The sequence below is a fragment of the Pseudomonas protegens genome, from assembly GCF_013407925.2.
In the GTDB taxonomy this organism is placed as follows: Bacteria; Pseudomonadota; Gammaproteobacteria; order Pseudomonadales; family Pseudomonadaceae; genus Aquipseudomonas; species Aquipseudomonas fluorescens_AP.
In genome coordinates this window covers 4,323,715-4,345,134 of the sequence record NZ_CP060201.1, presented here as the reverse complement: position 1 = coordinate 4,345,134, position 21,420 = coordinate 4,323,715, and the positions used below count along the sequence as shown (strand labels likewise).

15 protein-coding genes are annotated in these 21,420 nt (G+C 62.3%); 13 read left to right on the top strand and 2 right to left on the bottom strand.

The genetic code is table 11. The annotated features are described in order from the left end of the window. Window positions 1-60 precede the first annotated feature (60 nt). From GGI48_RS20150 to GGI48_RS20095, 12 genes are all read left to right on the top strand, one after another. Entirely contained in the window at window positions 61-237 is a 177-nt protein-coding gene (locus GGI48_RS20150; protein WP_003176118.1) for a hypothetical protein, read from the top strand. Beyond that, complete coding sequence (locus GGI48_RS20145; protein ID WP_161799193.1) at window positions 221-3,175, top strand: sensor histidine kinase; 2,955 nt, start codon at window positions 221-223, stop codon at window positions 3,173-3,175. The genes GGI48_RS20150 and GGI48_RS20145 overlap by 17 nt, the downstream gene beginning before the upstream one ends. A 22-nt stretch (window positions 3,176-3,197) precedes the next feature. Then, on the top strand, window positions 3,198-4,625 hold the full coding sequence (locus tag GGI48_RS20140) for a sigma-54-dependent transcriptional regulator (protein WP_060844656.1): 1,428 nt from the start codon (window positions 3,198-3,200) through the stop codon (window positions 4,623-4,625). A gap of 744 nt (window positions 4,626-5,369) precedes the next feature. Further along, window positions 5,370-6,767, top strand: a complete 1,398-nt coding sequence (locus GGI48_RS20135) for a polynucleotide adenylyltransferase PcnB (RefSeq protein ID WP_047306141.1) — start codon at window positions 5,370-5,372, stop codon at window positions 6,765-6,767. A gap of 3 nt (window positions 6,768-6,770) precedes the next feature. After that, a complete protein-coding gene (folK, locus tag GGI48_RS20130) occupies window positions 6,771-7,250 on the top strand; it encodes a 2-amino-4-hydroxy-6-hydroxymethyldihydropteridine diphosphokinase (protein WP_179599732.1) in 480 nt (159 codons plus the stop codon). Window positions 7,251-7,645: 395 nt separating this feature from the next. Beyond that, window positions 7,646-8,446 (top strand): 3-methyl-2-oxobutanoate hydroxymethyltransferase, encoded by an 801-nt coding sequence (panB, locus tag GGI48_RS20125; protein WP_016967443.1) that lies wholly within the window; start codon window positions 7,646-7,648, stop codon window positions 8,444-8,446. Continuing rightward, window positions 8,443-9,303 (top strand): pantoate--beta-alanine ligase, encoded by an 861-nt coding sequence (panC, locus tag GGI48_RS20120; protein WP_179599730.1) that lies wholly within the window; start codon window positions 8,443-8,445, stop codon window positions 9,301-9,303. Before panB ends, panC begins: the two co-directional genes overlap by 4 nt. Before the next feature lie 469 nt (window positions 9,304-9,772). Further along, complete coding sequence (gene pgi / locus GGI48_RS20115; protein WP_179599728.1) at window positions 9,773-11,437, top strand: glucose-6-phosphate isomerase; 1,665 nt, start codon at window positions 9,773-9,775, stop codon at window positions 11,435-11,437. A 126-nt stretch (window positions 11,438-11,563) separates the two neighbouring features. After that, window positions 11,564-13,501, top strand: a complete 1,938-nt coding sequence (acs, locus tag GGI48_RS20110) for an acetate--CoA ligase (protein ID WP_179599726.1) — start codon at window positions 11,564-11,566, stop codon at window positions 13,499-13,501. A gap of 51 nt (window positions 13,502-13,552) precedes the next feature. Continuing rightward, the gene (locus GGI48_RS20105) at window positions 13,553-14,419 is read left to right on the top strand and encodes an oxygenase MpaB family protein (RefSeq protein WP_016968168.1); all 867 of its coding nucleotides are present in this window, start codon (window positions 13,553-13,555) and stop codon (window positions 14,417-14,419) included. Between the two features lie 216 nt (window positions 14,420-14,635). After that, entirely contained in the window at window positions 14,636-15,652 is a 1,017-nt protein-coding gene (locus GGI48_RS20100) for a class I SAM-dependent rRNA methyltransferase (protein ID WP_103741797.1), read from the top strand. A gap of 105 nt (window positions 15,653-15,757) precedes the next feature. Next, window positions 15,758-18,676 (top strand): DUF748 domain-containing protein, encoded by a 2,919-nt coding sequence (locus tag GGI48_RS20095; protein ID WP_047306147.1) that lies wholly within the window; start codon window positions 15,758-15,760, stop codon window positions 18,674-18,676. A 188-nt stretch (window positions 18,677-18,864) separates the two neighbouring features. On the opposite strand, the gene GGI48_RS20090 is transcribed toward GGI48_RS20095, so the two are convergent. Further along, window positions 18,865-19,221 carry a BON domain-containing protein gene (locus GGI48_RS20090; protein WP_016968166.1) on the bottom strand — a complete coding sequence of 119 codons (357 nt, stop codon included), beginning with the start codon at window positions 19,219-19,221 and terminating at the stop codon, window positions 18,865-18,867. Window positions 19,222-19,462: 241 nt separating this feature from the next. Then, on the bottom strand, window positions 19,463-19,879 hold the full coding sequence (locus tag GGI48_RS20085; RefSeq protein ID WP_179599724.1) for a pilin: 417 nt from the start codon (window positions 19,877-19,879) through the stop codon (window positions 19,463-19,465). Window positions 19,880-20,201: 322 nt separating this feature from the next. Between GGI48_RS20085 and GGI48_RS20080 the strand changes: the two genes are divergently transcribed. Continuing rightward, complete coding sequence (locus GGI48_RS20080; protein ID WP_179599722.1) at window positions 20,202-21,419, top strand: type II secretion system F family protein; 1,218 nt, start codon at window positions 20,202-20,204, stop codon at window positions 21,417-21,419. Window position 21,420: the final 1 nt, after the last annotated feature.

Here is a 21,420-nt window from a genome sequence, read left to right as displayed (position 1 = left end):
CGCCCATCCGTTACCATCGCCGCACGTTTTCGGGCACGCACACAATAAAGAGAGGCCGAGATGTACATCTATCGCTTGGTCCTGCTCCTGGTAGTGGGGATCTATCTGTTTTCCCCCGCCATCATGGATTGGTGGATCGATGCTACTGGCGCCTGGTATCGCCCGTATCTGCTCTGGCTGATTCTGATCGTCGTGACCTTTATCCTGCAGAGCCAAAAAGATGCCGATGAGCTTTAGCCTGACCCAGATGATCCTGATCAGCGCCGCCTACTTGCTGGTGCTGTTCGGGGTGGCCTGGATCAGTGAGCGCGGCATGATTCCGCGCTCGATCATTCGCCACCCACTGACCTACACCCTGTCGCTGGGGGTCTATGCCAGCGCCTGGGCCTTCTACGGCACGGTGGGCCTGGCCTATCAATACGGCTACGGCTTTCTCTCCAGCTACCTGGGAGTGTCCGGGGCCTTCCTGCTGGCGCCGGTGCTGCTCTATCCGATCCTCAAGATCACCCGCACCTACCAGCTGTCATCCCTGGCGGATCTGTTCGCCTTCCGTTTCCGCAGCACCTGGGCCGGCGCCCTGACCACCATCTTCATGCTGGTGGGGGTCCTGCCCCTGCTGGCCTTGCAGATCCAGGCGGTGGCCGATTCCATCGGCATCCTTACCCATGAGCCGGTGCAACACCGCGTGGCGCTGAGCTTCTGCGCGCTGATCACCCTGTTCACGATTTTCTTCGGTTCCCGGCACATCGCGACCCGGGAAAAACACGAAGGCCTGGTGTTCGCCATTGCCTTTGAATCGGTGATCAAGCTGATCGCCATTGGCGGCGTCGGCCTCTATGCGCTGTACGGGGTCTTCGATGGGCCGCAACAGCTGGAGCTCTGGCTGCTGCAGAACCAGACCGCCCTGGCCGCGCTGCATACGCCACTGCAAGAAGGCCCATGGCGCACGCTGCTGCTGGTGTTCTTCGCCTCGGCCATCGTCATGCCGCACATGTACCACATGACCTTTACCGAAAACCTCAACCCCCGCGCCCTGGTCAGCGCCAGTTGGGGCCTGCCGCTGTTCCTGCTGCTGATGAGCCTGGCGGTGCCGCTTATTCTCTGGGCCGGACTCAAGCTCGGCGCCACCACCAATCCGGAATACTTCACCCTGGGCATCGGCATTGCCGCCAACAGCCCGGCCCTGGCCTTGCTGGCCTATGTCGGCGGCCTTTCCGCCGCCAGCGGCCTGATCATCGTCACCACCCTGGCCTTGTCGGGGATGGCCCTGAACCATCTGGTGCTGCCGCTCTATCAGCCGCCGGCGGAAGGCAACATCTATCGCTGGTTGAAATGGACCCGCCGCGCCCTGATCGTCGCCATCATCATGGCCGGCTACGCCTTCTACCTGCTGCTGGGGGCCGAGCAGGACCTGGCCAACCTGGGAATCGTCGCCTTCGTCGCCACTCTGCAGTTTCTGCCGGGGGTGCTGTCGGTGCTGTACTGGCCGACCGCCAACCGGCGCGGTTTCATCGCCGGGCTACTGGCCGGGATCCTGGTGTGGCTGGTGACCATGCTGCTGCCGTTGATCGGCAACCTGCAGGGTTTCTATATCCCGCTGCTGAACATGATCTATGTCCTCGACGACACCAGCTGGCACATGGCGGCCATCGCCTCGCTGGCCGCCAACGTGCTGATGTTCACCCTGATCTCGCTGTTCACCAATGCCAGCAGCGAGGAAGCCAGCGCCGCCGAAGCCTGCGCCGTGGACAACGTGCGTCGCCCGCAACGAAGGGAACTGCATGCCGCCTCGCCCCAGGAGTTCGCCACCCAACTGGCCAAGCCGCTGGGCGCCAAGGCCGCGCAAAAGGAAGTGGAACAGGCCCTGCGCGACCTCTACCTGCCCTTCGACGAGCGTCGGCCTTACGCCCTGCGGCGCCTGCGTGACCGCATCGAAGCCAACCTCTCGGGCCTGATGGGCCCCAGCGTTGCCCAGGACATGGTGGAAACCTTCCTGCCCTACAAGGCCGGCGGAGAAAACTACGTCACCGAGGATATCCACTTCATCGAAAGCCGGCTGGAGGACTACCACTCGCGCCTGACCGGCCTGGCAGCCGAACTCGATGCCCTGCGTCGCTACCACCGGCAAACCCTGCAGGAACTGCCGATGGGCGTCTGCTCCCTGGCCAAGGACCAAGAAATCCTCATGTGGAACAAGGCCATGGAGGAGCTGACCGGCATTCCCGCGCAACACGTGGTGGGCTCGCGCCTGAGCACCATCGCCAACCCATGGAAGGATTTGCTGCAAGGCTTCATCAATCTGCCGGACGAACACTTGCACAAGCAGCACCTGGCCCTCGACGGCCAGACCCGCTGGCTGAACCTGCACAAGGCCGCCATTGACGAGCCTCTGGCCCCGGGCAACAGCGGCCTGGTGCTGCTGGTGGAAGACCTGACCGAAACCCAGACCCTGGAAGACAAACTGGTGCACTCCGAACGCCTGGCCAGCATCGGGCGCCTGGCCGCCGGGGTCGCTCACGAGATCGGCAACCCGATCACCGGTATTGCCTGCCTGGCGCAGAACCTGCGGGAAGAGCGCGAGGAGGACGGCGAACTGACGGAAATCAGTGAGCAGATCCTCGAACAGACCAAGCGCATTTCGCGCATCGTGCAGTCATTGATGAGCTTTGCCCACGCCGGCAGTCACCAGCACAACGACGAAGCCGTGTGCCTGGCCGAAGTCGCCCAGGATGCCATCGGCCTGCTGGCCCTGAACCGGCGCAATTTCGAAGTGCAGTTCTTTAATCTGTGCGATCCCGACCACTGGGTCGACGGCGATCCTCAGCGCCTCGCCCAGGTCCTGATCAACCTGCTTTCCAACGCCCGCGACGCTTCCCCTCCCGGCAGCGCGGTACGCGTCAAGAGCGAGGCTTTCGAGCACACGGTCGACCTGATCGTAGAGGACGAAGGCAGCGGTATTCCGAAGAACATCATGGACCGATTGTTCGAACCGTTTTTCACCACCAAGGACCCTGGAGAAGGCACCGGACTGGGCCTTGCGCTGGTCTATTCCATCGTTGAAGAGCATTATGGACAAATCACCATCGACAGCCCGGCCGATCTACAGAGCCAGCGCGGCACCCGTATCCGGGTGACCTTGCCGCGTCATGTCGAAGCGACGTCCGCTGTGAACTGAGACCGTCGAGAGAATTGAATCAATGCCGCATATTCTGATCGTCGAAGACGAAACCATTATCCGCTCCGCCCTGCGCCGCCTGTTGGAACGCAACCAGTACCAGGTCAGCGAAGCCGGCTCAGTGCAGGAAGCCCAGGAACGCTTCAGCATCCCCACGTTCGATCTGATCGTCAGTGACCTGCGCCTGCCGGGTGCTCCAGGCACCGAACTGATCAAGCTCGGCCAGGGTACTCCGGTGCTGATCATGACCAGCTACGCCAGCCTGCGCTCAGCCGTGGACTCGATGAAAATGGGCGCGGTGGACTACATCGCCAAGCCTTTCGACCACGATGAGATGCTCCAGGCCGTGGCGCGGATCCTTCGGGATCGGCAAAGCGCCGAGAACGCCGCGCCAGATCGCCCGGCGGGCAAGGCCGGGGCGACGGCAGACAAGGCCGTGGCCGGCAACAGCAACGGGGAAATCGGCATCATCGGCTCCTGCCCGCCGATGCAGGACATGTACAGCAAGATTCGCAAGGTCGCGCCGACGGACTCCAATGTCCTGATCCAGGGCGAATCCGGCACTGGTAAAGAGCTGGTGGCCCGGGCGCTGCACAACCTGTCCAAGCGCGCCAAGGCGCCGATGATCTCGGTGAACTGCGCCGCCATTCCGGAAACCCTGATCGAATCCGAGCTGTTCGGCCACGAGAAAGGTGCATTCACCGGCGCCAGTGCCGGTCGTGCCGGCCTGGTGGAAGCGGCGGACGGCGGCACACTCTTCCTTGACGAAATTGGCGAACTGCCGCTGGAAGCCCAGGCCCGCCTGCTGCGCGTGCTGCAGGAAGGCGAGATCCGCCGTGTCGGTTCGGTGCAGTCGCAAAAAGTCGACGTGCGCCTGATAGCGGCGACTCACCGCGACCTCAAGAGCCTGTCGAAAATCGGCCAGTTCCGTGAAGACCTCTACTACCGCCTGCACGTGATTGCCTTGAAACTGCCAGCCCTGCGCGAGCGAGGTGCCGACGTCAATGAAATTGCCAACGCCTTCCTGGCCCGACAGAGTGCCCGCATCGGTCGTTCGGACCTGAGATTCGCCGCCGACGCCGAACAGGCGATCCGTCATTACTCCTGGCCGGGGAACGTGCGTGAGCTGGAGAACGCGGTCGAACGAGCGGTGATCTTGTGCGAAAGCCCGGAGATTTCCGCGGACCTGCTGGGCATCGATATCGAACTGAGCGACCTGGAAGACGACGACTTCGTCGGCCTGGCGCCACAGCCGGGTAACACCAGCCACGAACCCACAGAAGACCTGTCCCTGGAAGACTACTTCCAGCACTTCGTGCTTGAGCACCAGGACCACATGACCGAGACCGAGCTGGCACGCAAGCTTGGCGTCAGCCGCAAATGCCTGTGGGAGCGGCGCCAGCGTCTGGGCATCCCGCGCCGCAAGAGCGGGGTCGCCAGCGAAAGCTGAACCGAGGCTGTCGAATGTGCGGGTGACATTCGACAAAATGAAAAAAACTGTTACCCACACCATCAGACGTAACAAAAGCCGGGGCTAAAGGTAACGAAGCCCCGGTTTTTTTTCGTCTGAATAACAGTGCCATAGGCGCCTAACCCCTTGTTTTACTGGGGATCGTAAAAGTTGGCACGGCACCTGCTATATGTTTGGTACAAGAACAATAACAAGCAATGCACAAGACAATAAAAATAAGACGAATCGACTCACGCACAATAAAAACAACACGGCGGAGGCGCAGCTAACTGATTCTTTTGGAGAGGCGTTGTATTTGGGGCTTGCCCCGCAACCAGGCCGAGAACAACAAAAACTGCCCTAAGGCAGAGCCTGAACTGGTTGGATCGAAAGGTCATTGCAACTCAGCGATCAAAGCAATCCGTTTGCTCTTGGCTCCCGATTGGGAGCGTCACACTGGGTAAACCAGGTGACAAGGGCGATCAACAAAAACAAGAAGCCCAAAACCAATAATAAAAATAGAGCACGCAACTATTCTGGGGGAGCTTCGGCTCCCCTTGTGGTTTGCGCCATTCGTATTTTCCCCCGACAACACCCACGCAGCCCCAGCAACTCGCGGTTTTGCGCAGGCCGACACAAGTCGCGGCAGCTTCCTACACCATCCTTCGACTAAATGCTAGAATCCCGGCCCATCATGCGGTCATTCTTCGTTTTGGCCGAACATTCCTTCAAACAGTGCATCCCATGCTGAAGAAGCTGTTCCAGTCATTCCGTTCTCCCTTGCGTCGTACGCAACACCAACGCAGCACCCCTGAAGTGCTCAATAGCAGCCAACATTCGCTGCAACGCGCCCAGTTCAGCCGGTATGCGGTGAATATCGTCGAGCGCCTGCAGAACGCCGGCTACCAGGCTTACCTGGTGGGTGGTTGCGTGCGCGACATGCTGCTCAACATCACCCCCAAGGATTTCGACGTCGCCACCAGCGCCACACCGGAACAGGTCAAGGCCGAGTTTCGTAACGCGCGGATCATTGGCCGTCGTTTCAAGCTGGTGCACATTCACTTCGGTCGCGAAATCATCGAGGTCGCGACCTTCCGCGCCAACCACCCGCAAAACGATGACGATGAGGACAGCAACCAATCCTCGCGCAACGAAAGCGGGCGAATCCTGCGGGACAACGTCTACGGCACCCTGGAAGAAGATGCGCAGCGCCGTGACTTCACCATCAACGCCCTGTACTACGATCCGGTCAGCGAACGCATCCTCGACTACGCCAATGGCGTACACGACATTCGCAACAACCTGATCCGCCTGATTGGCGATCCCCGCCAGCGCTATCAGGAAGACCCGGTGCGGATGCTGCGGGCCGTGCGCTTCGCAGCAAAACTGAACTTCGGTATCGAAAAGCACACCGCCACGCCGATCCGTGAACTGGCCCCCATGCTGCGGGAGATCCCCTCGGCGCGCCTGTTCGAGGAAGTGCTCAAGCTGTTCCTCTCCGGCTACGCTGCCGACACCTTCGAAATGCTGGTGGACCTGCAACTGTTCGATCCGCTGTTCCCGGCCAGCGCCGAAGCCCTGGAATACAACCCGACCTACACCCACACGCTGATCAGCGAAGCCCTGATCAACACCGACTTGCGGATCAAGCAGAACAAGCCGGTGACCCCGGCCTTCCTGTTCGCCGCCCTGCTCTGGCCTGCCCTCCCGGCCCGAGTGCTGCGCCTGCAGGAACGCGGCATGCCGCCGATCCCGGCCATGCAGGAAGCGGCTCACGAGCTGATCGCCGAACAGTGCCAGCGCATCGCCATTCCCAAGCGCTTCACCATGCCGATCCGCGAGATCTGGGACATGCAAGAGCGCTTGCCACGCCGCAGCGGCAAGCGTGCCGACCTGCTGCTGGATAACCCGCGTTTCCGTGCCGGCTACGACTTCCTGCTGCTGCGGGAAAGCGCCGGTGAGCAGACCGATGGCCTGGGTGAATGGTGGACCGATTACCAGGACGCCAACGATGCCGAACGTCGCGACATGATCCGCGAGCTGAGCGGCAAGGAAGATGCCAGTGGCGCCCCGCGCAAACGCCGGCGCAGCAGCGGCGCCAAGCGCAAGCGTGCCGGCGGTTCCAACGCTTCGGGCGAATAGTGGATGGAACGTATCTACATCGGTATGGGCAGCAACCTGGCTGCCCCTGAAGCTCAACTGCGCAGCGCCATCGAGGCCCTGGCGCAGTTGCCAGCCAGCCAGCTGCACGGCGTCTCGGCCCTCTATCAAAGCGACTCCCTGCTTCCCGGCCAGCCGCGCTACACCAATGCCGTGGCGGCACTGGACAGCCACCTGGAGCCCCTGGCGCTGCTCGATGCCCTGCAGGCGATCGAAAACCAGCAGGGGCGCGAGCGCAACGAGCGCTGGGGCCCGCGCACCCTGGACCTGGACATCCTCCTGTTCGGTGACCGCCTGATCGACGAACCCCGTCTCAAGGTGCCGCATTACCACATGCACGCCCGCCCCTTTGTCCTCTATCCCCTGGCGGAACTGGCCCCTGCCGAGTTGCAACTGGCCGACGGGCGCACCCTCAAGGCGCTGCTCGATGCCTGCCCATTTGTCGGCCTGGAACGCCTGGGCTGATCGCTGAAACGGATCAGTAACGGCGGTAACACTCCCGGCGTAACAAGGCGGTAACACATCTAATTGACTTCCCGAGTCCTCATCACGACTATAGGCGTCCCGTTGCCGCCATCCCGGCGTTAAAGGGCGCAATTCAAGCGAGGCTTGTTCGCGGCGACCCCAGGAAACGTTAGGCCAAGGCGCTTGTGCAACGGCGGCGGCACCCGCTGGTACAGAGCACCTTCTGGGCACAGAATGATGTGCGCAACAGCGCCACGACGAGTCCTGGCAGCACTTTCAAATCGCTTGGAACCAGGCTGTATAAGCACGACAAAAGACCGTGCGCCTGAATAACGAAGAATCACGCGCGTTACTCGCAGTAGTTTCCAAAGCGCCTGAAATGAGGACCCCTTTTCATGCCAGACATCACTCTGACCACCCTGCAAAGCCTCAAGCAGAAAGGTGAAAAAATCACCATGCTGACCTGCTATGACGCGACCTTCGCCCACACCTGCTGTGAGGCCGGTGTCGAAGTCCTGCTGGTAGGCGACTCCCTGGGCATGGTCTTGCAAGGGCACGACAGCACCCTGCCCGTCAGCAACGCCGACATGGCCTACCACGTCGCAGCGGTCAAACGCGGCAACAACGGGGCACTGATCCTCGCCGACCTGCCGTTCATGTCCTACGCTACCCCCGAACAAGCGCTGAGCAGTTCCGCTCAGCTGATGCAGGCGGGCGCGCACATGGTCAAGATCGAAGGCGCGGCCTGGCTGGCCGAATCGGTTCGCCTGCTGAACGAACGCGGCGTTCCGGTGTGCGTGCACATGGGGCTGACGCCACAGACAGTGAATGTCCTGGGCGGCTACAAGGTCCAGGGGCGCAACGAGAGCCAGGCGCGGCAGATGCGTGCCGATGCCATCGCCCTGGAACAGGCCGGTGCGGCCATGTTGCTGCTGGAATGCGTGCCCAGTGAGCTGGCGACGGAAATTACCCAGGCAGTGAAAATCCCGGTGATCGGTATCGGTGCCGGCAGCGCCACCGACGGCCAGGTGTTGGTGCTCCACGACATGCTGGGCCTGTCCCTCAGCGGCCGCTCGCCCAAGTTCGTGAAAAACTTCATGGCTGGTAAAGACAGCATCCAGGCGGCCTTGAGTGCCTACGTCACAGAAGTCAAAGCCGTTACCTTCCCAGGCGCCGAACACGGGTTCTCTGCATGAATACAGTTAAAACCGTGCGCGAATTGCGCGCCGCGGTCGCGCGCGCGCGCAACGAAGGCAAGCGGATCGGTTTCGTGCCCACCATGGGCAACCTGCACAGCGGCCACGCCGCGCTGGTGACCAAGGCCGCTCAGCGCGTGGATTTCGTGGTGGCCAGCATCTTCGTCAACCCGCTGCAATTCGGCGCCGGCGAAGACCTGGACAAGTACCCGCGGACCCTGGCCGCCGATCAGGAAAAACTGCTCGAAGCCGGCTGCCATCTGCTGTTCGCACCCAGCGTCGAAGAAATGTACCCCGACGGCATGGCCGGACAGACCCGGGTCAGCGTGCCACAACTCTCCGAAGGCTTGTGCGGTGCCAGCCGTCCCGGGCATTTCGAGGGCGTGGCCACGGTGGTCAGCAAGCTGTTCAACATGGTCCAGCCCGATCTGGCGGTATTCGGCCAGAAGGACTACCAGCAACTGGCGGTCATTCGCGCCCTGGTGCATGACCTGAACATGCCGATCCAGATCATCGGCGAGCCGACCGTGCGCGCCGACGACGGCCTGGCCCTGTCCTCGCGCAACGGTTACCTGAGCCCAGAACAGCGTGCCATCGCCCCGGCGCTGTACCGGAGCCTGAACCAGATCGCCCAGGCCATCCGCGGCGGCGAACGCGACTATCCGAAGCTGCTGGCCGAACAACAGCAGCAACTGGAAGCCGCCGGTCTGCGCCGGGACTACCTGGAAATCCGTCATGCGAAAAACCTGCGTCCCGCCACCGACGAAGACCGTGATCTGGTGATTCTGGTCGCGGCGTACCTGGGCTCCACTCGCCTGATCGACAACCTGCATCTGGACCTCGATACACCGGCATAAGCCCCTGATTGCCCGAACCCCAACCTTCGGGCAAACTGCCGCCGGCTGGGGCCTGCAGCCATACTGCAAGCCCCGTTCGAGGACCCGACCGAGGAACGTCCATGCATGCCATCTTGCCCAAGGTGAAACCGAGCGGCCCAAGCCTCAACCGCACAGGTTGCATATGGCCCCCCGGGAATGCACGGGACCTTGCCAGAACCGGGCTCCCGACCCAGACCAGCCGATTCACCCCCTATTATTCCCACTGAAAGCCCCTTTGCCGCCCTGATTGGCTGCGCTCGTACAAAATAGTACCGGCCACAAGTCGGACAAAGCCAAGACAGAACAGCACGCCGGGGTTACTGTTATCGCCCTGGGTGATTAATCGAATCAGCACAGGGCTGAGCGAACGAGGTCCTTGGGACCACGCAGGACGTTCCAGGCTTTTCAGTGTCCAAAAGGCAGTTCAAGCAAAAGGAAAACCGCAGCGATGGCGTACTACCGCACTCCTCATGACGTTACCGCTCTGCCCGCCTGGCAAGCGTTGAAAGACCACCGCCAAGCCATGCAGGATTTCAGCATGCGCGAGGCGTTCAATGCCGATCCACAGCGCTTCAGCCAATTCACCCTGAGCAGCTGCGGACTGTTTCTCGATTACTCGAAGAACCTGATCACCAGCCAGACCCGCGACCTGTTGGTGAACCTGGCCAAGGAAGTCGGCCTGGCCGATGCCATCAAGTCCATGCTCACCGGCGAACTGGTCAACTCCTCCGAAGGCCGCCCGGCCCTGCACACCGCGCTGCGTCGCCCGGTTGGCGACAAACTGTCGGTGAACGGCGTCAACGTGATGCCGGAAGTGCACAAGGTCCTGAACCAGATCACCGAGCTGGTCGGGCGTATCCACGACGGCCTGTGGCGCGGCTACACCGAAAAGCCCATCACCGACGTGGTGAATATCGGCATCGGCGGTTCCTTCCTCGGCCCGGAACTGGTTTCCGAAGCCCTGCTGTCCTACGCCCAGAAAGGCGTGCGTTGCCACTACCTGGCGAACATCGACGGCAGTGAGTTCCATGAGCTTTCGGCGAAGATCCGCGCGGAAACCACGCTGTTCATCGTGTCTTCCAAGTCGTTCAATACCCTCGAAACCCTGAAGAACGCCCAGGCGGCACGGGCCTGGTATCTGGCGCAAGGCGGTTCCGAAGCCGAACTGCATCGCCACTTCATCGCCGTGTCGAGCAACAATGCCGCTGCGGTGGCCTTCGGCATTCGCGAAGAAAACATCTTCCCGATGTGGGACTGGGTCGGCGGGCGCTACTCGCTGTGGTCCGCCATCGGCCTGCCGATTGCCCTGGCCATCGGCATGTCCAACTTCAAGGAACTGCTGTCCGGCGCCTACACCATGGACCAGCACTTCCAGAGCGCGCCGTTCGAGCAGAACATGCCGGTGCTGCTGGCTCTGCTGGGCGTGTGGTACGGCAACTTCTGGGGCGCGCAAAGCCACGCGATCCTGCCTTACGACCACTACCTGCGCAACATCACCAAGCACTTGCAGCAGTTGGACATGGAATCCAACGGCAAGAGCGTGCGCCAGGACGGCACGCCGGTCGCCACTGACACTGGCCCGGTGATCTGGGGCGGCGTGGGTTGCAACGGTCAGCACGCCTATCACCAGTTGCTGCACCAGGGCACCCAGCTGATTCCGGCCGACTTCATCGTGCCGATCGTCAGCTTCAACCCGGTGGCCGACCACCATCAATGGCTGTACGCCAACTGCCTGTCCCAGAGCCAGGCGCTGATGCTGGGCAAGACCCGCGCCGAAGCCGAGAACGAATTGCGCGAGAAAGGCCTGAGCGAAGCCGACGTGGCCAGGCTGGCGCCGCACAAAGTCATCCCCGGCAACCGCCCGAGCAACACCCTGGTGGTGGAGCGCATCAGCCCACGGCGCCTGGGCGCCCTGGTGGCGCTGTACGAACACAAGGTCTTCGTGCAAAGCGTGGTCTGGGGCATCAACGCCTTCGACCAGTGGGGCGTGGAACTCGGCAAGGAGCTGGGCAAAGGCGTCTACAACCGCCTGGTTGGCAGCGATGAAACCCTGGCCGACGACGCATCGACCCAAGGCCTGATCAACTACTTCCGCGGCCGTCACCGCGGCTGATCGACCTTGCCTTCCCAGGAGCCGGCCAGTCCGGCTCCTGTCCGGGCCCCGGCCCTGGCTCTTGAACCTTCCTGGCACTTGTGCGCACCCTTATGACTTGTCGCAAAACAAGAATAAGGAACCGTCATGTTCGATATCAGCACTTTTCCCAAAGCCGATGCCGTCCGCCGGGCGGCACAAATGAGTCAGGACGACTACCAGCACCTCTACCGTCAATCCATAGAGCAGCCGGACCAATTCTGGGCCGAGCAGGCCAAGCGCTTCCTGCACTGGAGCAGCCCGTGGGACAGCGTGCACAGCCATGACATGCGCACCGGCGAAGCCAGCTGGTTCAGCGGCGGCCAGCTCAACGTCAGCTACAACTGCATCGATCGTCATCTGGAAAAACGCGGCGATCAGGCGGCCATCATCTGGGAAGGCGATAACCCCGCCGACTCGCAACGCATCACCTACAAAGAACTTCACGAGCACGTCTGCCGCCTGGCCAACGTGCTGAAAAGCCGCGGCGTGAAGAAAGGCGACCGGGTGTGCATCTACATGCCGATGATTCCCGAAGTGGCCTACGCCATGCTCGCCTGCACCCGCATCGGCGCCGTGCATTCGGTGGTGTTCGGCGGCTTCTCCCCGGAGGCTCTGCGCGACCGGATTCTCAACGCCGACTGCCGCACGGTGATCACCGCCGATGAAGGCGTGCGCGGCGGCAAATTGATCCCGCTGAAGAACAACGTCGACAAGGCCCTGCTCAGTTGCCCCGATGTCAGCAGCGTGCTGGTGGTCGAACGGACCGGCAGCGCGGTGAACTGGGTAGAAGGCCGCGACATTCACTACCAGCAGGCCATGGCCGCGGCCAGCGACCAGTGCGCGCCTGAGCCGATGGATGCCGAAGACCCGCTGTTCATCCTCTACACCTCGGGCAGCACCGGCAAACCCAAGGGCGTGCTGCACACCACGGGCGGCTATCTGCTGCAGGCGGCCATGACCTTCAAATACGTGCTGGACTACCGCGACGGCGAGGTTTTCTGGTGCACCGCCGACGTCGGCTGGGTCACCGGCCACAGCTACATTCTCTATGGCCCTCTGGCCAACGGCGCGACCACGCTGATCTTCGAAGGCGTGCCCAACTACCCGAGCACCTCGCGCTTCTGGGAAGTGGTGGACAAGCACCAGGTGAACATCTTCTACACCGCGCCTACTGCCTTGCGGGCTCTGATGCGCGAAGGCAGCGACCCGGTGCAGCGCACTTCCCGCAGCAGCCTGCGGCTCCTGGGCAGCGTCGGCGAGCCGATCAACCCGGAAGCCTGGGAGTGGTACTTCAATGTCGTGGGCGAGCAGCGCTGCCCGATTGTCGATACCTGGTGGCAGACCGAAACCGGCGGCATCATGCTCAGCCCCCTGGTCAGCGCCCGGCAGGTCAAACCCGGCTGTGCCTCGACCCCGATGTTCGGCGTGCAACCGGTGCTGCTGGACGACCAGGGCAAGGAAATACAGGGCGTCGGTAGCGGCATCCTGGCGATCAAGGCCAGCTGGCCGGCACAGATCCGCGGCGTCTACGGCGATCCCAAGCGCATGGTCGAAACCTACTTCGCACCTTACCCCGGCTACTACTTCACCGGCGACGGTGCCCGGCGCGACGAGGAAGGCAGCTACTGGATCACCGGACGCATCGACGACGTGATCAACGTCTCCGGGCACCGCATCGGCACCGCCGAAGTGGAAAGCGCCCTGGTGCTCCACGACAGCATCGCCGAGGCCGCCGTGGTCGGTTACCCCCACGACCTCAAGGGCCAGGGGATCTATGCCTTCGTCACGCCCATGCAGGGTGTCGAACCCAGCGAGGAATTGAAGAAGGAACTACTGGCCCTGGTCAGCCGCGAGATCGGCAGCTTTGCCAAGCCGGAGCTGATCCAGTGGGCCCCGGCCCTGCCGAAAACTCGCTCGGGCAAGATCATGCGGCGTATCCTGCGCAAGATCGCCTGCAACGAGCTGGACACCCTGGGCGACACTTCGACCCTGGCCGACCCCAGCGTGGTGCAAGGCCTGATCGACAAGCGCCTGAACGCTTGACACCGGCGCGGCCCCGGCCGCGCCTTTTTTCACTCTCCACACCGAGCTGTCATGGAATTCATTCGCAGCCGTATCGAAAGCCAGGTCATGAGCCTGTCCGGCCTCTCGCTGGGCCAACTCGATCTGGAAAACCCCAAGGGCGACCCCGGTCTGTTCGGGCCGGAATCGGTCAGTTGGCAGGTCCACGCCGACTTCAGCAGCATGCTGATCGGCGGCATCAGCGCCCTGCTGTTGCAAGCCCTGCATCCCCTGGCCCTGGCCGGTGTCTGGGACCACTCCAATTTTCGCCAGGACATGATTGGTCGCTTGCGCCGCACCGGGCAGTTCATTTCCGGCACTACCTTCGGCTCCCGTCAGGACGCCGAGTGGCTGATCGACAAAGTGCGCCGCATTCATTTGCACATCGTCGGCACCGCTCCGGATGGCCGCCCTTACGCCGCCAGCGATCCGGATCTGCTGACCTGGGTGCATGTGGCGGAAGTCAGCAGTTTTCTCGCCGCTCACCTGCGCTACCTCAACCCTCGCCTGTCTGGGGCCGACCAGGATCGCTATTACGACGAGATCGCCCTGATCGCCGAGCGCCTCGGGGCCCGGGACGTACCGCGCTCGCGGCGGGCAGTCGCCGACTACCTGCAAGCCATGCGTCCACAGCTGCTGTGCGACGAGCGCAGCCGCGAAGTGCTGCGTCTGCTCCAGGCCGCTCCCGCCCCCAGCCGACTGGCCAAGCCCTTTGGCGCACTGATGATGCAGGCGGGTATCGATCTGTTGCCGGACTGGGCCAGCGTCATGCTCAAGGTCAATCAGACGCCACTGCAGCGCCAGTTGATTCGCGCCAGTGTCAAACGCAGTACGCCGATGCTGCGCTGGGCGGTACGCGACAGTTCGGTGCACCGGGCAAAACGGCGCATGGGCCTGTAAAACGCCAACTCTCAAACACAACCCGACGGGCCGGTTTGCGATTGGCCGGTCCCCGGGCTTGTGCGCGGCAGACTGGCGCAGGAGTTGGCTTGCCAGCGCGCTGGCTCCTAAGGCGCAGGTGTCCGTGATATCGCTTTTGCCGGCAAGCCGGCTCCTCCAGCAGGCGGGACGCTGGTAGACTGCGGCGCCTTACTCCTCTCCTCCAAGGCGCCCTGCATGTCTTCCTTGAATCAGGCGCTGCGCGCCGCCCTCGCTCACCGCCAGGAACTGCTCGCCGAGCTGCATCAGCAAGGCACCGACTGCTACCGTCTGTTCCATGGCAGCCAGGAGGGCGCGGCGGGCCTGGCCATCGACCGCTACGGTCCGCAACTGCTGGTGCAAAGCTTTCACCAGACGCTGGAACGCGACGACCTGCTGCAATTGCACGACACCATCAATCAGCAGCTGAACCTGTCGACCCTGCTGGTCTACAACGACCGCTCCCGAGGCAATTCGCGCATCGATCGCGAAGACAGCGTGTACCGCGCCGAAGAGCCAGCCCTGGAAGACCTGATCGGACACGAGTGGGGGCTCAAGTACCGGGTCCGTGGTCGCCACGCCGGGCAAGACCCGTTGCTGTTTCTCGATCTGCGCAACGCCCGCGGTTGGGTCAAGCAGCACAGCGCCGGAAAGAGCGTGCTCAATCTGTTTGCCTATACCTGCGGCGTCGGCCTCAGTGCCGCCGCCGGTGGTGCCCGGGAGGTGTGCAACCTGGACTTCGCCGAAGGCAACCTGGCGGTCGGTCGGGAGAACGGCCAGCTCAACCCGCACCTGCCCGGCATGCAGTTCGTGCAGTCGGACTACTTCCCGGCGATCCGCCAGTTGGCAGGCCTGCCCATCACTCAGCGACGCGGGCAGAAACTGCCCAGCTACCCACGCCTTGAGCAGCGCCAATACGACCTGGTGCTGCTGGACCCGCCGGCCTGGGCCAAGAGTGCGTTCGGCACCGTCGACCTGCTGCGCGACTACCAGAGCCTGCTGAAGCCGGCGCTTTTGGCCACGGCCGAAGACGGCGTGTTGATCTGCTGTAACAACCTGGCCAAGGTGCCAATGCCGCAATGGCGCGAGCAAGTGTTGCGCTGTGCCGAAAAAGCCGGGCGCCCGGTGCGCGATTGCCAGGTCCTGACACCGGCCGCGGACTTCCCTTCCCATGACGGCCAGCCGCCGTTGAAAACCCTGATCCTGCAACTTTGATCGAGCGCAGCAAATCTGAATATTCCTGAAGACCGGAGTGGTTTCGGAACCGTAAACGCGTGCCATACTCCAAGGCACTTCCGATTCAGATAGATGAAGCCTCGCATGACCAAAGGATTGATTCGCGCTCTTTGCGCCTTGTTGACCGCTCTCGCCCTTTACAGTCTGCTGGGCTTTCTGATTCTGCCGGGCATTGCCTTGCGGGTGGCCAATCAGCAATTGGCCAATTACGCCACGACCCCGGCCCATATCCAACGCATCGAACTCAACCCCTTCAGCCTGGAGCTGACCGTCTGGGGCCTGAACATCGGGGAGCCAGGCAAGGAGCAGGTGGCCTTCGAACGCCTCTACGCCAACCTGCAACTGGACAGTCTGTGGACCCGCGCACTGCATCTGGCGGATGTCGAACTGGACCAGCCCAAGACCGAAATCCTCTTCGACAAGGACGGCAAGCTCAACCTCCTGGCGCTGTTCAAACTGCCCGCCAGCGAGCCGACCCCGAGCGATCCCAACGCCAAACCCTTTCCGCTGCGCATCGAGCGCATCAAGCTGGCCGGCGGCTACCTGCACTTTCGGGACCTGCGCCCCAGCGAGCCCATCGAGTTCATCTACAACAAGCTCGATTTCGAACTGAAGAACCTCAGCACCCTGCCGGACGACAGCGCCGACATGACCCTGGTGGCCACCGGCCCCGAAGGCGGACAGATCGACTGGAGCGGCAACTTCAGCGTCATCCCGCTGACCTCCGAAGGCACCTTGAAAGTCAGCGACGGCAAGATGAAAGCCTGGTGGCCCTACGTACGCGATGCACTGCCACTGGTGCTGGAAGACGGCGTGGTCAACCTCAGCACCCACTACACATTCAGCCTGGCCAAGGAAACCAAGCTGCTGCTGGACAACACCTCCATCAGCGTCGCGCCCTTCGCCATCAAGGCACCGGACGGCCGGCCGTTGGCGCGACTGGAGCGTCTGGACGTCAGCGAAACCACCGTGGATCTGGCCAAGCAGCAGGTGATCGTCGGCAAGATCCGCAGCCAGAAGCTGGAAACCTGGGCCGCCCTTGAAGCCGATGGCCAGCTCGACTGGCAGAAACTGTTTGCCAGCCAACCCGCCAAGCCGGCCCCCAAGCCACAACCGGCCGCCGCCGATTCCCCCAAGGCGCCTGCCACACCCAGCAAGCCCTGGCAGGTGCTGCTCAAGGACGTGGAGCTGCGCAATTACCAGGTGCACCTGGCCGACCGCAAGGCCAAGCCGGCCGTGGCCCTGGATGTGGGCCCGCTGAACCTCGACCTGAAGAACTTCGACAGCCTCAACCAATCGCCTTTCACCCTCAAGCTCGATACCGGCCTGGGCAAGCAAGGCAAGGTCAGCGCCAGTGGCGAGGTCAATCTCAACCCCATCACCGCCAAGCTCAAGGTGCAGACCAAGGACATCGACCTGCGGGTCGCCCAGTCCTACATCAGCCCCTTCATTCGCCTGGAACTGCGCAGCGGCATGCTCGGCAGCGACCTGGCCGTGGACCTGAAGAAGGTCGAGCCGCTGGCTTTCAGCATCACCGGCCGCGCCGAAGTGGATCAGTTGCACACCCTGGACACCCTCAAGACCCGCGACTTCGTCAAGTGGAAGCAAGTGGTGGTCGAAGGCCTGAACTATCAGCACGGTGACAGCCTGAGCATCAGCCGGGTCAACCTGATGCAGCCCTATGCGCGCTTCATCATCAACGATGACCGCACCACCAATATCGACGACCTGCTGATTCCCCAACCGGCCGGCGGTGGCGCAAAGCCTTCGGGTAAATCCGCCCCCAGCTCCAGCAAGCCGCTGGGCATTCACATTGGTGAAATCGCCATCAATGATGGTTCGGCCAACTTCGCCGACCTGAGCCTGACCCCGAACTTCGCCACCGCAGTCCAGCAACTCAACGGGCACGTCGGCACCATCGACAGCCGCCAGGCCAAGCCGGCGGAAGTCGACGTCAAGGGCAAGGTCGACCGTTACGCGCCGGTGACCATCAAGGGCAGCGTCAACCCGTTCGATCCAATGGCCGCCCTGGATATCGCCACCAGCTTCAAACGGGTGGAGTTGACCACCCTGACGCCCTACTCCGGCAAGTTCGCGGGTTTCCGCATTCGCAAGGGCCGGCTCAACCTCGACCTGCACTACATGATCACCAAGGGCCAACTCAAGGCCGAGAACAAGCTGGTGGTCGAGCAATTGCAGTTAGGCGAGAAGGTCGACAGCCCGGATGCCGTGGACCTGCCGATCCGTCTGGCGGTGGCGTTGCTCAAAGACACCGACGGCAAGATTTCCATCGAATTGCCGATCTCCGGCGACTTGAACAACCCGCAGTTCAGCGTCATGCCGATCGTCTGGCAGACCTTGCGCAATCTGGTGCTGCGCGCGGCCGAAGCACCCTTCAAGTTCATCGGCGGCCTGATCTCCGGCGGCGGTTCGGAAGACCTGAGCAATGTCGCCTTCGCCCCCGGTTCCAGCGAACTGAGCAAGGAGTCGGAATCGGCCCTGACCACCCTGGCCAAGGCCCTCAAGGAACGTCCGACCCTGCGCCTGGAAATCGAAGGCACCAGCGCCCAGAGCAGCGATGGGCCATTGATCGCCGAACAGCGTCTGGAGCGGGAATATCAGTACAACTACTACAAGATCCTCCAGCGGCGCGGCGACAAGGTTCCGGCCCAGGCGTCCCTGCTGCAGGTTCCCGAAGGCGAGAAGGCACCGTTGCTGGAAGGCATCTACCGTACCCGCCTGAAACAGCAGCCTCCGGCAGAATGGGCGCAGCTCAGCCGCGACGAACGCAGCGCCAAGCTGCGTGAAGGCCTGATCAAGTTCTGGAGCGGCAGCGACGTGTTGCTGCGCCAACTGGGCCAGGAACGGGCCAGCAGCATCAAGGACTTCCTGGTGGACAAGGGCCAGTTGGCCGACGACCGCGTGTACTTCATCGACGCCAACCTGGGCCAGGCCGAGAGCGACGGCAAGGTAGTTACGCCGCTGCATCTGGACAGCGAATAAGCTTCGCCCCGCGACGCCATCGATTCCGCAACAAGACCCCACAATAGAACAGGCCCCGACACGCAGTGTCGGGGCCTGTAATGATCACATCCTTGTGATCTTCCGCATGAACCCATGAAAGAAGCGGCAGATGTGTCATTGGACGCGTCTACCGCTTCCTCTCCCTGTCCAGGCGAGAAGTTGGAGCCTTACTCGGCTTTCAGACCGTCAGCGGAAACCGCCTTGACGCCTTTGATTTTCTTGGTGATAGCCACGGCAGTGGCTTTCTGCGATTCGGTGATCGCCACAGTGGACGACAGCGACACTACGCCCTTGTTGGTTTCGACCTTGATGTCGGTGCCAGGAATGCCTTTCTCGGTAACCAGATCGCTTTTCACTTTGGTGGTGATCCAGGTATCGGAGGTAGCCTCCTTGGCCTTGGTCACTTCACCGGCCGCCACAACCATGGGCGACTGGGTGCCTTGAGTAGTCTGCGCAAAAGCTGCGTTAGCCATGGTCAGGGTCAGAGCGGTAGCAGTTGCAGCAGCGATAGCAAACTTCTTCATACGAATAACTCCTGTTCTTTTAGAAAGCCTGCTCCGTGTCCTGGCAGCAGGGTTATCAGGGATATTGCAGGTGCTGTGCCAAGTCTAGACAACAAAATTATTACTTATAAAACAATGACTTATAGAAAAACCAAAAAATCAGCAGCATGCAAAATGCACGACCGCCCAACAATCTGCATGCAAGTTGCGGTTTTTCCCCGGGGCGATCCAAATGGCCAGCACCGAAACGCCAGGTCAGGCTTCAAGCGTCCTCAGCCCTGCAGCCCTTGGGCGCATAATCGGCCTCCACCGTGGTGCTGCAGGTCCATCCGGAAGCCGCCGAGCGGGTCAGCAATAGAGTCTTGTTCAGCACCGCTCCCGGAGCATTGAGGATGGTGCAACCAATGCTCCCCTCACCGGAGGCCGCCGTGCCACCGGTGCTTATCTGGCAGTTGGAGGTCTGGACCGAGCCGCCAATCAAGGCCAGGGTCGGATCGGTTCCCTGGTTCAGCAGGTCCTCGACATTCACCTTGAGCGCCGAGATCTCGGCCAACGCGGCAATCACCTTGGCCCGGGCCTGATACTGGCCGTACAGCGGCATCGCCACCATGGCGAGTACGCCGATGATGGCCACCACCACCAGTAATTCGATAAGGGTAAAAGCGGATTGATGTTTCATGGATTTGCCTCCTGGCAACAATGCTCTGTGGGTCGTCAGCAAAACCTAGAGCATTCCCTGTGCCAGGGTCCGGCCCCTGGGAATCCGTGGCCTGCAGAGGTGATAGCCCTTGGCCTTGAGCGCAAGAAGTCGCACAAACTGACAAATTTCGTCACCTCATGACCCTGTCCGGCAGGTGCCCGGCAGCTAGGCTTGAACAGGTGCGGCCGGCCCGAACGCCCCAACGGCGTTTGTGCCAAGGCCTCATCCGCGGTCGCGGATCATCGATCAGCCGTTCGATGGCGCTGGCGACCACACTCCTCCCCTGCCCAAGGATCGCAGCATGGCGGTAAAAGCGCCCACGACCAGTGTCTATCTCTGGCACGGCATTGACGGCCAGGGCCAGGTGATGCGTGGCGAACTCAGCGCTGCCAACCCGGCACTGATCAGGGCCCGGTTGCGCAAGCAGGGCATAACCCCGACCCGGGTGCGCCGCAAGCCAAGGGCCTGGTCCCGACTGGGGCAACGGATCCGCGCCAGGGAGATCGCCCTGTTCACTCGCCAACTGGCCACATTGATGCAGGCGGGTGTGCCGCTGCTGCAGTCCTTCGACATCATCGCCGAAAGCTTTGAACAGCCGCTGATGCGCCAACTGCTGGCCAGCCTCAAGCGCGACATCGAGGGCGGGGCCAGCCTGGCGACCGCGCTGCGCCACCATCCACGCCACTTTGATGCGCTGTACTGCAACCTGGTGGATGCCGGAGAACAGGCCGGGGCCCTGGACACGCTGCTCGAGCGTGTCGCCACCCACAAGGAAAAGAGCGAAAACCTCAAGGCCCGGATACAACACGCCATGGTCTATCCGCTGGCGGTGATCGCAGTGGCTGTCATCGTCAGCAGCATCCTGTTGCTCAAGGTGGTTCCCCAGTTCCAGAGCCTGTTCGCCGGGTTCGACGCCGAGCTGCCGCCGCTCACTCAATGGGTGATCAACCTCTCGCACCTGCTCCAGCGCCACGGTGGACTCTTGCTCGCCGCCAGCCTGCTGGTGGGGGTCTGCCTGATCCAGGCCTATCGACGCTCGGCACGCCTGCGGGACAAGGTGGATGTGGGGCTGCTGCGCATGCCCCTGGCTGGCCCCCTGCTGCAAAAATCCGCCGTGGCGCGCTATGCCCGGACCCTGGCCACCACCTTCGCTGCCGGGGTGCCCCTGGTACAGGCTCTGGACTCGGTGGCCGGAACCAGCGGCAATCAGGTCTTCAAGCACGCGGTGGAGCGCATTCGCCAACAGGTGGCCAGCGGCATGCAACTGCACTTTGCCATGCGCGCCAGCGGCGTCTTCCCTGGCATGGCGGTGCAGATGACCGCCATCGGTGAAGAGTCCGGAACCCTGGAGCACTTGCTGGAAAAGGTCGCGACCTACTATGAAAGCGAGGTGGACCACCTGGTGGATAGCCTGACCCGCCTGATGGAACCGTTGATCATGGTGCTCCTGGGCAGTATCGTCGGCGCCCTGGTGGTGGCCATGTACCTGCCTGTCTTTCAACTCGGTACAGCGATCTGAA

What these genes read in the sequence shown, in the direction of transcription:
- GGI48_RS20150 (WP_003176118.1), top strand. Translation starts at nt 61, where the DNA reads ATGTACATCTATCGCTTGGTCCTGCTCCTGGTAGTGGGGATCTATCTG.
- GGI48_RS20145 (WP_161799193.1), top strand. Translation starts at nt 221, where the DNA reads ATGCCGATGAGCTTTAGCCTGACCCAGATGATCCTGATCAGCGCCGCC.
- GGI48_RS20140 (WP_060844656.1), top strand. Translation starts at nt 3,198, where the DNA reads ATGCCGCATATTCTGATCGTCGAAGACGAAACCATTATCCGCTCCGCC.
- GGI48_RS20135 (WP_047306141.1), top strand. Translation starts at nt 5,370, where the DNA reads ATGCTGAAGAAGCTGTTCCAGTCATTCCGTTCTCCCTTGCGTCGTACG.
- folK (WP_179599732.1), top strand. Translation starts at nt 6,771, where the DNA reads ATGGAACGTATCTACATCGGTATGGGCAGCAACCTGGCTGCCCCTGAA.
- panB (WP_016967443.1), top strand. Translation starts at nt 7,646, where the DNA reads ATGCCAGACATCACTCTGACCACCCTGCAAAGCCTCAAGCAGAAAGGT.
- panC (WP_179599730.1), top strand. Translation starts at nt 8,443, where the DNA reads ATGAATACAGTTAAAACCGTGCGCGAATTGCGCGCCGCGGTCGCGCGC.
- pgi (WP_179599728.1), top strand. Translation starts at nt 9,773, where the DNA reads ATGGCGTACTACCGCACTCCTCATGACGTTACCGCTCTGCCCGCCTGG.
- acs (WP_179599726.1), top strand. Translation starts at nt 11,564, where the DNA reads ATGTTCGATATCAGCACTTTTCCCAAAGCCGATGCCGTCCGCCGGGCG.
- GGI48_RS20105 (WP_016968168.1), top strand. Translation starts at nt 13,553, where the DNA reads ATGGAATTCATTCGCAGCCGTATCGAAAGCCAGGTCATGAGCCTGTCC.
- GGI48_RS20100 (WP_103741797.1), top strand. Translation starts at nt 14,636, where the DNA reads ATGTCTTCCTTGAATCAGGCGCTGCGCGCCGCCCTCGCTCACCGCCAG.
- GGI48_RS20095 (WP_047306147.1), top strand. Translation starts at nt 15,758, where the DNA reads ATGACCAAAGGATTGATTCGCGCTCTTTGCGCCTTGTTGACCGCTCTC.
- GGI48_RS20090 (WP_016968166.1), bottom strand. Translation starts at nt 19,221, where the DNA reads ATGAAGAAGTTTGCTATCGCTGCTGCAACTGCTACCGCTCTGACCCTG.
- GGI48_RS20085 (WP_179599724.1), bottom strand. Translation starts at nt 19,879, where the DNA reads ATGAAACATCAATCCGCTTTTACCCTTATCGAATTACTGGTGGTGGTG.
- GGI48_RS20080 (WP_179599722.1), top strand. Translation starts at nt 20,202, where the DNA reads ATGGCGGTAAAAGCGCCCACGACCAGTGTCTATCTCTGGCACGGCATT.